Source organism: Nocardia sp. NPDC019323 (assembly GCF_044389845.1).
Lineage (GTDB): Bacteria > Actinomycetota > Actinomycetes > Mycobacteriales > Mycobacteriaceae > Nocardia > Nocardia implantans.
This window is the reverse complement of sequence record NZ_JBIRYN010000001.1, coordinates 564806-578087: the sequence shown is the minus strand read 5'-3', so window position 1 is coordinate 578087 and position 13282 is coordinate 564806. Positions and strand designations below refer to the sequence as shown.

Annotated in this window: 12 protein-coding genes and 1 pseudogene; 9 read left to right on the top strand and 4 right to left on the bottom strand. The window is 69.0% G+C overall.

The annotated features are described in order from the left end of the window. Nucleotides 1–187: 187 nt before the first annotated feature. Both ACH49X_RS02660 and ACH49X_RS02655 read right to left on the bottom strand, forming a co-directional pair. On the bottom strand, nucleotides 188–862 hold the full coding sequence (locus ACH49X_RS02660) for a hypothetical protein (RefSeq protein WP_195082377.1): 675 nt from the start codon (nucleotides 860–862) through the stop codon (nucleotides 188–190). A 97-nt stretch (nucleotides 863–959) separates the two neighbouring features. Then, nucleotides 960–1382 carry a VOC family protein gene (locus tag ACH49X_RS02655; protein WP_195082378.1) on the bottom strand — a complete coding sequence of 141 codons (423 nt, stop codon included), beginning with the start codon at nucleotides 1380–1382 and terminating at the stop codon, nucleotides 960–962. 92 nt (nucleotides 1383–1474) lie between these two features. Here ACH49X_RS02655 and ACH49X_RS02650 point away from each other — a divergent pair, with 92 nt between their 5' ends. The 3 genes from ACH49X_RS02650 to ACH49X_RS02640 all read left to right on the top strand — a co-directional run bounded on the left by ACH49X_RS02650 (nucleotide 1475) and on the right by ACH49X_RS02640 (nucleotide 3932). Continuing rightward, entirely contained in the window at nucleotides 1475–2449 is a 975-nt protein-coding gene (locus tag ACH49X_RS02650) for a WYL domain-containing protein (RefSeq protein WP_357206666.1), read from the top strand. 48 nt (nucleotides 2450–2497) lie between these two features. Next, the gene (locus tag ACH49X_RS02645; RefSeq protein ID WP_195082380.1) at nucleotides 2498–2674 is read left to right on the top strand and encodes a hypothetical protein; all 177 of its coding nucleotides are present in this window, start codon (nucleotides 2498–2500) and stop codon (nucleotides 2672–2674) included. Nucleotides 2675–3017: 343 nt separating this feature from the next. Next, nucleotides 3018–3932 carry a serine hydrolase gene (locus tag ACH49X_RS02640; protein ID WP_357110426.1) on the top strand — a complete coding sequence of 305 codons (915 nt, stop codon included), beginning with the start codon at nucleotides 3018–3020 and terminating at the stop codon, nucleotides 3930–3932. A gap of 54 nt (nucleotides 3933–3986) precedes the next feature. On the opposite strand, the gene ACH49X_RS02635 is transcribed toward ACH49X_RS02640, so the two are convergent. Further along, the gene (locus ACH49X_RS02635) at nucleotides 3987–4361 is read right to left on the bottom strand and encodes a MerR family transcriptional regulator (RefSeq protein WP_323124014.1); all 375 of its coding nucleotides are present in this window, start codon (nucleotides 4359–4361) and stop codon (nucleotides 3987–3989) included. A 383-nt stretch (nucleotides 4362–4744) separates the two neighbouring features. Continuing rightward, a pseudogene (locus tag ACH49X_RS02630) lies at nucleotides 4745–5064 on the bottom strand (Mur ligase family protein); the annotation flags it as partial. Between the two features lie 419 nt (nucleotides 5065–5483). Between ACH49X_RS02630 and ACH49X_RS02625 the strand changes: the two are divergent. Genes ACH49X_RS02625 through ACH49X_RS02600 form a run of 6 tightly spaced genes read left to right on the top strand, consistent with a single transcriptional unit; the run spans nucleotide 5484 to nucleotide 13231 of the window. Beyond that, on the top strand, nucleotides 5484–5837 hold the full coding sequence (locus tag ACH49X_RS02625) for an L-rhamnose mutarotase (protein ID WP_357209227.1): 354 nt from the start codon (nucleotides 5484–5486) through the stop codon (nucleotides 5835–5837). A gap of 51 nt (nucleotides 5838–5888) precedes the next feature. Beyond that, complete coding sequence (locus tag ACH49X_RS02620; RefSeq protein WP_323124408.1) at nucleotides 5889–7259, top strand: MFS transporter; 1371 nt, start codon at nucleotides 5889–5891, stop codon at nucleotides 7257–7259. Between the two features lies 1 nt (nucleotide 7260). Further along, nucleotides 7261–8460 carry an L-rhamnose isomerase gene (gene rhaI / locus ACH49X_RS02615; RefSeq protein WP_357209229.1) on the top strand — a complete coding sequence of 400 codons (1200 nt, stop codon included), beginning with the start codon at nucleotides 7261–7263 and terminating at the stop codon, nucleotides 8458–8460. Nucleotides 8461–8496: 36 nt separating this feature from the next. Then, complete coding sequence (locus tag ACH49X_RS02610; RefSeq protein WP_357209231.1) at nucleotides 8497–10533, top strand: bifunctional aldolase/short-chain dehydrogenase; 2037 nt, start codon at nucleotides 8497–8499, stop codon at nucleotides 10531–10533. Continuing rightward, a complete protein-coding gene (locus ACH49X_RS02605; protein WP_357209233.1) occupies nucleotides 10530–11981 on the top strand; it encodes a rhamnulokinase family protein in 1452 nt (483 codons plus the stop codon). Before ACH49X_RS02610 ends, ACH49X_RS02605 begins: the two co-directional genes overlap by 4 nt. After that, nucleotides 11981–13231, top strand: a complete 1251-nt coding sequence (locus ACH49X_RS02600) for an alpha-hydroxy acid oxidase (protein WP_357209234.1) — start codon at nucleotides 11981–11983, stop codon at nucleotides 13229–13231. The genes ACH49X_RS02605 and ACH49X_RS02600 overlap by 1 nt, the downstream gene beginning before the upstream one ends. Nucleotides 13232–13282: the final 51 nt, after the last annotated feature.

Here is a 13282-nt window from a genome sequence, read left to right as displayed (position 1 = left end):
CCGTCGTCGTTTTCACGCGCGGTGTGCGCCGCGTGTTCCCCGCGCCTCCGCTGGTTCCGTCGGGGCGGCCGGACAACCGATCGGCACGCCGCTGACCGGTTACACCGACGGCCCCAGCCCAGACTCAGGCCCGCGCCGGAATTCCGCACGGCTCATCGGGATCGCGGGATCCCCAGTCACCAGAACGTCAGCTCTCGCAGACGATTTCGCCGACCGCTGTCCGGGTTCGTGCGTAAGCGATGGCGTCTTCCGGGTAGGCCGATTCCGCGGCGCACTGCCGGAAGCGGTGGACGGCCTCGTCGAGGCGCGGCCCCGGCCCTCGGTCGGCGAGCAGGACGACGATCGCTTCGCGAGTCCGGATTCCCTGATCGGGTTGGTCGGACAGTTCGTCCAGGTAGCGATCGGTTTCCAGCAGTCGTAGCGCCCGGCGGGCGTAGGCGTGCACGCGGCGGGGAAGTTCGCTGCGGATGGTGTCGATATCGGATCGCAGCGCGTGGCTGCCGGGCAGGTCCGGGTCGACCCGCAGGGTCCATGGCGTGGTCAGCTCGTCGGCCAATGACCGGCTGTCGATCAGGCCGGGGCCGGTGGCCGACTCCAGCGGTATGGGGGGCAGGCCCAGCCGGGCGTCGCGCCAGGTGCAGTACTCCCACCACGCGATGGGGGTGGCCCGCAAGGTCAACCCGAAGCCGAGGACCTGTTGCCCGTCGATCCACGTGCGGGTGACACGGGTGCGCCCGACGGAGGCGACACCGCGTGCTTCGACTCGTGTCCAGGTGGGCTCGGTGCCGTGGAACCCGTACGGCTGTAGCAATTTTCCGGTTTCGCGCAGCAGGCGGCGCAGTGCCGTATCGGGGTTGACCATGCCCGGCAGATTAGCCACGACATCCGACACCACGGCAACTCCGCGCGGATGCGTGCCACGGGGGCGGCAGCGCCCGCCGCCCCGGTGACGCACCGCGCTACCCGTTGTATTCGCTGACGACGTCGAGGACCCACACGACACCGAAACGGTCACGCAGCATCCCGTAGGCGGGCGACCAGCCCGCCGGGCCCATCGGGACCACGATCGTCGCCCCCTCGGTCAGTTTGTCCCAATAGCCCGACACCTCTTCGACGGTCGCGCCGCGCACCGAGACGAAGAACGAGTTCTCGCCTCGGTCGTAGCCCATCCGCGCGGGCACGTCGTAGGCCATGACGCGGAAACCGTTGTCGGCCTCGACCTGTCCCCACATGATCCGGTCCGCCTCGGACGCGACCTGGACATTCCCGGCGTCTTCGTAAGTGACGGCGGCGAGGTGACCGCCGAAAACGGACCGATAGAACTCCAGCGCCGCGCGAGCGTCGCCGCGGAAGTTCAGGTGGGTGGTGGTTGCAAGGGACACAGTTGCTCCTGATTCGGCTCATCGGTTGACGGGAGCAACCCTCGCAGGAGTAGTGGCCAGGATGTGTCCGCTACTTCGGGCAGGATGCGAGGATGCCGAAAACTTCCGCTCGACTACTGGCGCTGCTGTCGCTGCTGCAAGCGCGCCGGGACTGGCCGGGAACGCTGTTGGCCGAACGACTGCAGGTCAGCCCGCGTACCGTGCGCCGGGATGTCGGCCGGCTGCGGGAACTCGGCTATGCCATCGTCACCACCAAGGGCCCGGACGGGGGATACCGGCTCGGCACGGGGACGCGTCTGCCTCCGCTGCTGTTCGACGACGAGCAGGCCGTCGCCCTCGCCGTCGCACTACAGATCGCCACCACCGCAGGGGCCGGTCTCGAAGAGGCAGCGGCGCGCGCCTTGCACACCGTCGGTCAGGTCATGCCCGCGCGGCTGCGTCACCGCATGGACACGCTGCGCATCACCGCCGTCGCACCGGCCGCGGCCGAGGTCGGCACAGAGGTCCTCACGGTGATCGCCGCCGCCGTCGCCGCCCGCGAAGTCTTGCGTTTCGACTACGCCGCCCCACCGGACGCCGCCGCGCGCCCGCCGCGCCGAGTGCAGCCGCATCACCTCGTCACCTGGGCGGGACGTTGGTATCTCGTGGCCTGGGACCTGGACCGGGACGACTGGCGGACGTTCCGAGCCGACCGGATCGCCCCGCGCACCCCCACCGGCCCCCGCTTCACTGCGCGCGCACTCCCGGCCGGTGATGTGGCGACCTTCTTGACCGGCAAGTTCCGCGGCGCGGAGGGGACCGGCGACTGGCCGTGCCGTGGGGCGGTGATCCTGCACCGCCCCGCCGCCGACATCGCGCCCTTCCTCCATGACGGGGTGGTCGAGTCGCTCGGTCCCGACCGTTGCCGGGTCGTCCTCGGCTCGTGGTCATGGCTCGCGCTCGCCGGCAGTCTCGGCCGGTTCGACGCGGACATCGAAGTCATCGGGCCGCCCGAACTCACGGCCGCTTTCGCGCGCCTGGCGCGCCGCTACACCGACGCGGCGAACGGGACGCCCACGCGGAGATGACCGTGTATGGCTATTCCCCGGGCTGGTGAGGAGAATAGTCTGCTCTGTGTGGGCGTGCATATCGGTGATCGAGTGCGACTGGTTCCCGGCAGTCGGTGGGTGTTCCGCGTGCTGGAAGTCGTCGGTGCGTTCGCGCTCGTCGCCGCCGAACCCGACGACGACGGCGGCGAACCGTTCGGTGTGCTGACCGCGACCTTGATCCCGGTCGGCGAACAGCCGTGGTGACCGCCGGCCTGATTGCGCCGAATGCTCGAGACGGGTTCGTCGGTGGTGGGTACGGATCGGCCGGGCCGTCGTGGCGCTCGTCCATAGAAGCGAGGTTCGTGCCTGGCTGGAGACGGCGTCGCGCTAGGGGATGACCGAGCAGCTGGGGTTCGAGCGGGGAGTCTGACCGCCGATGCCGGATGTCGGCCAGAACGGCACGGCCGCGCCGCTGCTCGAGCGGCAGCATGCGGGAAACGTTCAGCTCGGTACTTGTAGTAGCCACGGGGATGCTGTGCAGCGAAGGGCGCGGTAACTCGTCGGTGAAATCCCATTGATCATCACGTCTTCCCGGCACAATATGGCGATGTGGAAATTTGCTGAACTGTTGCGGATCGCTGTTGCCGGTGCGCTGGTCGTGATAGCCGGTCATAGCGTCGCGGCTGCCCCCGCGGCGAGCGACACCCATATCCAGTTGCCTTGGCTGACGTCCGGGCCGGAGGCGGTGCAGGCGTCGGGAGCAGCGCTGGCGGACGGAATCACCGGCACGGTGCTGTGGTCGCGACAGCCGAATGCCCCGGTTCCGATAGCCAGCATCACGAAGGTGATGACGGCACTGGTCGTGATCAACGCCGGCGACCTCGATCGGGCCATTACCGTGCCGCAGGAAGTCATCGCCTACGACGCCGAGTATGACGGAAGCAACGCGGGCCTGGTCCCCGGCGAGGTGCTCACGGCGCGACAGCTGCTGTACGCGATGATGCTGCCGTCGGGCTGCGACGCCGCCTATGCTCTTGCCGAGGCCTATGGGCCCGGCCAAGAAGGCTTCATCGCCAAAATGAACGACACCGCGCGTCAGATGGGCTTGGCGGGAACGCATTTCACCGACCCCAGCGGCCTGCCCGCCCCCACCGACCACTCCACCTACTCCACCCCGGCGGACCTGGTGACCCTCGGGCTGCGCGCGATGAGCCTGCCGGTGTTCCGAGAGGTCGTCAGCGCGCAGAGCTATCACGTGCCCGCGGGCCCGGACAACCGCGCGCACCTCTGGCAGACCACGAACTCGCTGCTACGCGACTATCCCGGCACCATCGGCATCAAGACCGGGTACACCGACGCCGCCGGAACGTGCCTGCTGTTCGAGACGGTCAGGGCAGGGATCCCGCTGATCGGTGTGGTCCTGCACAGCTCACCCGACAGCGACCGCGCCGCGAAGGACGACGCCGAACGCATGTTGAACTGGGCCTACAACCCGATCCTGAGCGCACTGCCGATCAGTTGAGCGGCAAGACGGTGTGGGCCGAACTGGGTGCCCGCTGCGGCGGCTGATCGGAGTTCAGCTGTCGTGGTCGGGCTCGGGCGGGTTTCGTCGGGTGAGTTCGGCGTTGAGTTCGCGGGCTTGGGTGAGTTGGTTTTCCAGGACGACGATCCGGCACGCCGCTTCCAGGGGTGTGCCGGCGTCGACGAGGGCGCGGACCCGCGCGGCGATGCGCAACTGGGAACGGGAGTAGCGGCGGTGCCCGCCGGGTGAGCGCTGCGGTGTCAGCAGTTCGGCGGCATCGAGGCCGCGGAGGAAGGCGGGGGTGACGCCGAGGATTTCCGCGGCCCTGCCCATGCTGTAGGCGGGGTAGTCCTCGTCGTCCAGCCGGTCGGCGGCACCGGAAACGTCGGCGGGGTCGATGGGGCGGGTGGGGTCGTTCGGTGGCTGCACAACACCTCTGGGGTTTCAACGTCGGCAGGCCCCGGCGCCTGTTGCGCCGGGGCCTGGGATCGAGGGGGGTTTCACATCGCTCCCGCTGGTCGGGCGGTAGCGCCGACCGCGGGGACCGCGCCCGCCAACAGCCCGGGACGCGGAATCTGGGAAGAGCTGTTCAGTAACCACCTCCTGGGTTGCCGAACGTGTCTGCGGGGGTTCGTCATCCCCTCCGGCGGTCCGGCCGACTGCACCGGATTCTCTTCTCCGCCGGAGGGGATGGTGGATCTTGCTTCCGGTGCAGTTCACCTGCCCGGCCAACCAGACATCTCATCTCCAACGACAGTGAATGTACTCCCCGCCTTCCAGAATGTCTACACCCTGCGATACAGATTTTCTCGGGTCTGTTGCAGTTCGCTGGCCTCGGGTGTGGTCCGCACGGCCGACCGCTCGCCCCACGGTCCGCGGATCTCGACGCCGCTGATCAAACCGGTTTCGATCTTTGCCCCCCGCAGGCCCGCGTCGAGCAGATAGGCGGTGCTGGTCTTGCCGTTGGTTCCGGTGACGCCGAAGACGTCGAGTTCGCGGGAGGGTGGCCGTAGATCCACGAGGCGAGCGGCCCCAGCACACGTCGGGGGTCATCGACTAGAAAGGTCGGCAGCGCCTCACACGGCCGGTCGCTGATCGCCGCGACCGCGCCGCAGGCCGCCGCCTCGTCGGCGGCCTGTCCGAAGCGGCCGACTCCCTCCGACGTCGCCGCGTGGGCCGGTCTCCTGAACGTCCATTGCGCCCTGCGTCCACAGGACCCGGCCGCGACGACACCGACAGGCTCGAGTTGGCTCCCTAGGTTGTGCCACGACCCGACGCAGCGTTCGCCACTCGAGCACACGGCCGCTCGATGACGCCTCCGACTGCGACCTTGATGGCTCGCAGGGTGATGGGCTGTCTGATCCGGTACGCGGTAGTGAAACCTTCGAGCGCGAAGGCGGCGGGGTCGCGGTGCCCTCGGTCTCCTAAGTTCGCGGGTACTCGGTCGGCGGGGTTCGTTCCGGGCGCTGCGATCCAGTATTGACTGGATCACCAATGCCCCGTACGGTGACTGCATTCACATTTTGAAACGTTTCAATCGAGGTTGAACCTATGCCCGACACCATGGAGCGTGTCTGCTTCCTGCTGACTTTGCGGCCGGACCGGATCGAGGACTATCTGGCCGCGCATGCCAGGGTGTGGCCGGAGATGCTGGCGGCGCTGCGGGCGGCGGGTTGGCGGAACTACTCGCTGTTCCTCCGTCCAGAGGACGGATTGGTCGTCGGCTACCTGGAAACCCAGGACTTCGCACGCGCACAGGCGGCGATGGCGGCCACCGAGGTCAACGCGCGCTGGCAGGCGAGCATGGCCGAGTATTTCCAGGCGTCCCCGTTCTCCCGGGTGCAGCCGGACGCGCGTCCGGACGAATCCGTGCACCGCCTCGCGGAGTACTTCCACCTCGACTGACCCATCGTCCCCACTCCGCTTGGAACCCACTGCTAGACCCGAGGAATACCAATGAAGGTAGGCGCACGAACCACCACCGGGTGGAAGGCGACGATCTCCGTCGCGATGTCCAACTACATCGAGGCCGGCTCCATCATCGCCATCGCCACCAGCCTGACCTTCTGGCAGGACGCGTTCGGCATCAGCAACTTCGCCGTGGGCCTGCTGGCCGCGCTGAGCGCAAACGCCTTCGGCGCGGCGATCGGCGCGGGGATCGGCGGGCCCCTGTGCGACCGCTTCGGCCGCAAGGCGATCTACACCTACGACCTGCTCGTCTACATGGCGGGCGTACTGCTCGCGGCGTTCGCGATGAACTTCGCGATGCTGCTGGCCGCGTTCGTGATCACCGGTGTCGCGGTCGGAGCGGGGGTGCCCGCTTCCTGGACCTACATCGCCGAGCAGGCGCCGACCACCAACCGCGCTCGCCACGTCGGTACCGCGCAGCTGGCCTGGTCGGTGGGGCCGCTGGTGGGATTCGCCTTGGCCGCCGCGCTTGCGCCGCTGGGATTGCTCGGCTCGCGGCTGATCTTCCTGCATCTGTTCGTGGTGGCGGCCGTGGTCTGGTGGATCCGGCAAGGGCTGGCCGAATCGAAGATCTGGCAGGACGAGGCGGCCTCCGGTGCGAGCGCATCGCTGCGGTCGACCACGGGTGGGCAAGGGCTGCGCGGGCTGTTCTCGCGCCGGATCAATCTCACCGCCCTGCTCGTGCTGATGGGCATCTACGGATTCTGGAACACCGTCGCAGGCCAGGCCGGCATCTTCATGCCGCGGGTCTACGACAGCGCCGGTGTGCACAGTGCCGTGCAGCAGAACCTGCTGCAGGTGCTGGTATGGGGGTGCACCGTCGCGGCCACGTACTTCGGTTTCATGGCTTACGCCGACCGGATCTCGCAGCGGCTGCTCTACCTCATCGGCGCGGCGCTGGGGGTGCTGGCTTGGTGCGTGCTGGTGTTCTTCACCGACGCCGGGATGCCGACCTTGCTGCTGTTCGCGGTGCTGTGGGGAATCTCCAGCGGCATCGGCGCGCAAGCGTTCTACAGCCTGTGGACCAGCGAACTTTTCGCCACCCCCTATCGGGCCAGCGCTCAGGGTTTCCTGTTCTTCGTGGTCCGCTCGGCCACCGGCCTGCTCAGCTACTTCTTCCCGACCATGCTCGCCGCCACCGGGCTCACCACCGTCGGCTTGCTGCTGGTCGGACTGCTCACCGTCGCGCTGGTGATCGGTGCGGTGTTCGCGCCGCGGACGCAGGGCAAGACGCTGCGCGAGATCGAAGTCGAGCGCTACGGCAGCCCCGTGGGCGAGCTCGGCGGAGTCGGGCCGCGCACGGTGATCAGCACCGAGACCGGTCGCGGTGTCGAGGGCGCCCCGGTGGGAGGGCACTGACATGACCGACCCGTATCTCCCTGCCCCCGTAAAAGGAGCGCCGCTCGTGTCCGTCGACACCGTCCTGGAGTCCCTCGCCATCGAGTTGCCGTCCTGGGCGTTCGGTAACTCCGGCACCCGGTTCAAAGTGTTCGGGACCCCCGGCACGGCCCGCACCGTCCACGAGAAGATCGCCGACGCGGCCACCGTGCACCGGCTCACCGGGCTCGCACCCACCGTCGCGCTGCACATCCCATGGGACACCGTCTCGGACTACGGTGAACTCGCGCGATATGCCGAAGATCTCGGGGTCCGGCTCGGCACGGTCAACTCCAATACCTTCCAGGACGACGACTACAAGTTCGGCAGCCTGACCCACACCGACAAGCGGATCCGGCAGAAGGCGATCGACCACCACTTCGACTGCCTGGAGATCATGGCGGCCACCGGGTCGCGGGATTTGAAGATCTGGCTGGCGGATGGCACCAATTATCCCGGCCAGGGCGATATTCGGGGGCGCCAAGATCGTCTCGCCGAATCGCTGGCCACCATCTACCGGCATGTCGGTGCGAACCAGCGGTTGGTGCTGGAGTACAAGTTCTTCGAGCCGGCCATGTACATGACCGACGTACCGGATTGGGGTACCGCCTACACCCAGGTGAGCGCGCTCGGGGAGCGGGCGGTGGTGTGCCTGGACACCGGGCATCACGCACCGGGCACCAATATCGAGTTCATCGTGGCGCAGTTGCTGCGGCTGGGGAAGCTGGGGTCGTTCGACTTCAATTCTCGGTTCTACGCCGACGACGACCTGATCGTCGGCGCGGCCGATCCGTTCCAGCTGTTCCGCATCCTGTTCGAAGTGCTGCGCGGCGGCGGCCTCGACCCGGCGTCCGGGGTCGCGCTGATGCTCGACCAGTGCCACAACATCGAGGACAAGATCCCCGGCCAGATCCGCTCGGTGCTCAATGTGCAGGAGATGACCGCGCGCGCCGCGCTGGTCGATCTCGACGCACTGGCCGCCGCCCAGGAGGCGGGGGACGTGCTCACCGCCAACGGTGTGTTCATGGACGCCTTCTACACCGACGTCCGGCCGCGGCTGGCGGCCTGGCGCGCCGAGCGAGGCTTGCCGGAGGACCCCATGGCCGCCTATGCCCGCTCCGGGCAGCAGGAACGGCTTACCGCCGAACGCGCCGGGGGCAGCGCCGCCTCCTGGGGCGCCTGACCACATCGACCACCCGAAACGAGGAAAGAACCTGTCATGACCCACCCCACGGTCGCGGACCTCATCGCCCGGTCCAACCGGCTCGGCGCCGACCCGAAGAACACCAACTACGCCGGCGGCAACACCTCCGCCAAGGGCACCGACACCGACCCGGTGACCGGCGAGCCCGTCGAGCTGATGTGGGTCAAGGGCTCCGGCGGTGACCTCGGCACGCTCACCGAGCAGGGCCTGGCCGTGCTGCGGCTGGACCGGTTGCGTGCCCTGGTCGGCGTCTATCCGGGGGTCGAGCGCGAAGACGAGATGGTCGCGGCGTTCGACTACACGCTGCACGGTCGCGGCGGCGCCGCCCCCTCCATCGACACCGCCATGCACGGCTTGGTGGAGGCGGCGCACGTGGACCACCTGCACCCGGACTCCGGGATCGCGCTGGCCACCGCCGTGGACGGCCCGGCGTTGACCGAGAAGATCTTCGGCGACCGGGTGGTGTGGGTGCCGTGGCGGCGACCCGGTTTCCAACTGGGCCTCGACATCGCCGAGATCCGCAGGCGCAACCCGCAGGCGATCGGCACCATCCTCGGCGGGCACGGCATCACCGCCTGGGGCGACACCTCGGACGACGCGGAGGCGCATTCCCGCGAGATCATCCAGACCATCGAGCGTTTCCTGCAGGTCAACGGCAAGCCCGAGCCGTTCGGGGCCGTGCTGCCGGGATATGAGGCGCTGCCCGAGTCGCAGCGCCGGGCCAAGGCGGCCGCGCTGGCGCCGTTCCTGCGTGGACTCGCGTCCACCGACCGACGCCAGGTGGGGCACTTCACCGACACCGCCCCGGTGCTCGAATTCCTCTCCCGCGCCGAGCATCCGCGGCTGGCCGCGCTCGGCACCAGCTGCCCGGACCACTTCCTGCGGACCAAGGTCGCGCCGCTGGTGCTCGACCTGCCCGCGGACGCGTCCGTGGAGCGGTGCAAGGAACGGCTCACCGAACTGCACGAGGCGTACCGGGCGGAGTATCGCGCCTACTACGAGCGGCACGCCACCCAGGACTCCCCGGCCATGCGCGGCGCCGACCCGGCCATTGTGCTGATCCCGGGCGTCGGCATGTTCAGCTATGGCGCGGACAAGCAGACCGCGCGGGTGGCGGGCGAGTTCTATCTCAATGCCATCAATGTCATGCGCGGTGCCGAGTCGGTGTCTCGATACCAGCCGATCGACGAGGCCGAGAAGTTCCGGATCGAGTACTGGGCGCTGGAAGAAGCCAAGCTGGCCCGCCGGCCGAAACCCAAGCCGCTGGCCACCCGGATCGCTTTGGTCACCGGCGCGGCGTCCGGCATCGGCAAGGCCATCGCCCAGCGGCTCGCCGCCGAGGGCGCCTGCGTGGTGGTCGCCGACCGGGACGGCGAGAAGGCCATCGAGGTCGCGGCCGAGATCGGCTCGGCCGACGTGGCGGTCGGCATCAGTGCCGACGTCACCGATGAGGGGCAGGTCCAGGCCGCGGTGGACGCGGCGGTGCTCGCGTTCGGCGGCCTGGACCTGGTGGTCAACAATGCCGGACTGTCGCTGTCGAAGTCGCTGCTCGAGACAACCGAAGCGGACTGGGACCTGCAACACGACGTCATGGCCAAGGGCTCATTCCTGGTTTCCAAGGCGGCGGCCCGTGTGCTGATCGACCAGCGTATGGGTGGTGACATCCTCTACATCTCGTCCAAGAACTCGATCTTCGCCGGTCCGAACAACATCGCGTACTCGGCGGCCAAGGCCGGCCAAGCGCACCAGGTGCGGCTGCTTGCCGCCGAACTCGGCGAACACGGCATCAAGGTCAACGGCATCAACCCCGACGGGGTAGTGCGCGGCTCGGGCATCTTCGCCGGTGGCTGGGGCGCGCAGCGCGCCGCGGTCTACGGGGTGGAGGAGTCCGAGTTGGGCGCCTTCTACGCCCAGCGCACCCTGCTCAAACGGGAGGTGCTGCCCGAGCACATCGCCAACGCCGCGTTCGCGTTGTGCAGCGCGGACTTCTCGCACACCACCGGCCTGCACGTGCCGGTCGACGCCGGGGTCGCCGCGGCGTTCCTGCGATGACCGCGACCGGCGCGGTGGCCGCGGTCGATCTAGGGGCCACCAGCGGACGGGTGATGCTCGCCCGGGTCGGCCCGGGTCGGCTCACCATGCGGCAAGTCGCCCGGTTCGCCAACGATCCACTGCCGCTGTGGAACGGCGTTCGCGAGGCACTGCACTGGGATCTGCCCGGGTTGTACCGGCAGGTCGGGCGCGGGCTGGCCGAGGCCGCCCGGTCCGAACCCGCGTTGCTCGGCGCCGGAATCGACTCGTGGGCGGTGGATTACGGCCTGTTCCGCGACGGTCGGCTGCTCGGACTGCCCTACCACTACCGCGACGGCCGTACCGCCGACGGTGTCGCCGCCGCGCACGCCGTCGTCGCCCCGTCGGATCTGTACGGCCGCAACGGCCTCCAGTTCCTACCGTTCACCACCGTGTACCAGCTCGTAGCCGAGCGGATCGCGGGCACATTGGCCGCCGCCGACTCGGCTCTGCTGATTCCGGACCTGCTGGGCTTCTGGCTCACCGGAACCCGGGTCACCGAGCGGACCAACGCGTCCACCACCGGCCTGCTCGGCATCGACGGCCGCTGGGACGCCGACCTGCGGGCGCGGCTGAGGCTGCCGAGCCTCTTCCCGGCGCTGGCTGATCCCGGCACCCCGCTTGGCCCGGTACTGCCCGGTGTCGCGTCGGCGTTCGGGCTGGACCGCCGACTCACCCTGAGTACCGTCGCCTCGCACGACACCGCGTCCGCGGTCGCCGCTGTCCCGATGGCGCCGGAGTCTGCGGCCTACATTTCCTGCGGCACTTGGGGTTTGGTGGGCGTGGAACTGTCCGGCCCGCTGATCGGCCCGGCGAGCCGGGCCGCCAACTTCACCAACGAGGCGGGTCTGGACGGTCGCACCCGTTTCCTGCGCAATGTGATGGGGCTGTGGCTGCTCAGCGAATCCATGCGGCACTGGCAGGGCGCGGGCGCGACCTATGATCTGGCCCGCCTGCTCGCCGCGGCCGCCGAAAGCCCCGCGCCCGCAGCAGTATTCGACGTAGACGATCCTGTGTTCCTCGTACCCGGCGACATCCCCCAGCGCATCGCGGAGTGGTACGCGCAGCGCGATTTGCGGGTGCCGGAAGGGCCGGTCGCGACCGTGCGAGCGATCGTGGAGAGTCTTGCCGCCGCTTTCGCCACCGGCGTGCGCACCGCCGCCGAACTCAGCGGCGTCCCCGTGCGCACTATCCACCTGGTCGGCGGTGGCGCGCGCAACCGGCTGCTGTGTCAGCTGCTGGCCGACCACTCCGGCCTACCGGTGCTCGCAGGCCCGGTGGAGGCGACCTCACTCGGCAACATACTGGTCCAAGCCCGCGCACACGGATTGCTGCACGGCGACGTGGACGCGCTGCGGGCCGAGGTGGCCACCGCGTTCCCGCCGCAGCGGCACGAGCCGCGCACCGAACTCGTCAGGAAGGCTGGCTGATGAAGCGACAAGTACCCCGCCCCCGCGATCTCGCACCGCTGCTACGGTTCCGCGCGCCGCGTCTGAACGCGACCCGGCGCCGCCTCGACGCCGCACTCACCATCGAAGACCTGCGCCGTATCGCCAAGCGGCGCACCCCGCGGGCGGCGTTCGACTACACCGACGGCGCCGCCGAAGCGGAGATTTCGCTCGATCGCGCACGGCAGGCGTTCCTGGACATCGAATTCCACCCCGCGATCCTGCGTGACGTGTCCAAGGTGACCACCGGCTGGGACGTGCTCGGCGGTCCTGTCTCGCTGCCCTTCGGCATCGCCCCCACCGGTTTCACCCGCATGATGCAGACCGAGGGGGAGTACGCGGGCGCACGTGTGGCAGGGCGAGCCGGCATCCCCTTCTCGCTCTCCACCATGGGCACCGCCTCCATCGAGGACGTGGCAGCCGCCAACCCGCACGGGCGCAACTGGTTTCAGCTCTACATGTGGAAGGACCGCGACCGGTCCATGGCTCTGGTCGAGCGGGCCGCCGCCGCGGGCTTCGACACCTTGCTGGTGACCGTGGACGTGCCGGTGGCCGGCGCCCGGCTGCGCGATACCCGCAACGGCATGTCCATCCCACCCGCGCTCACCCCGGCCACTGTCCTGGACGCGCTGCCCCGGCCGCGCTGGTGGATCGACTTCCTCACCACCGAACCGCTGGCCTTCGCGTCCCTGGACCGCTGGTCCGGCACCGTCGCCGAACTGCTCGACTCCATGTTCGACCCCACGGTGAATTTCGAGGACCTGGCCTGGATCCGGGACCAGTGGCCGGGCAAGGTCGTGGTGAAGGGCATCCAGACCCTCCCCGACGCCCGCGCCGTGGTGGACGTCGGAGTCGACGGCATCGTGCTGTCCAATCACGGTGGACGACAGCTGGATCGGGCACCGGTGCCGTTCCACCTGCTGCCCGAGGTCGCCGCCGAACTGGGCAACGACATCGAGATCATCCTCGACACCGGCATCATGTCCGGCGCGGACGTCGTCGCGTCCATCGCGCTCGGCGCCCGCTTCACCCTCATCGGTCGCGCCTACCTCTACGGCTTGATGGCGGGCGGCGAGGCCGGTGTCGCCCGTGCGGTGGAGATCCTGGCCGGGCAGATCGAGCGCACCATGCGACTGCTCGGCGTGACCTGCCTGGAAGAACTGCAGCCCCGGCACGTCACCCAGCTGACCAGACTTGCCCCGCGCGCGGTGTCCATCCAAGATCGAAGGTGAGGAGTTCGGGCAAAGTATCGGCACATAGGAGGCGCGGTCACCGGTGGTGAG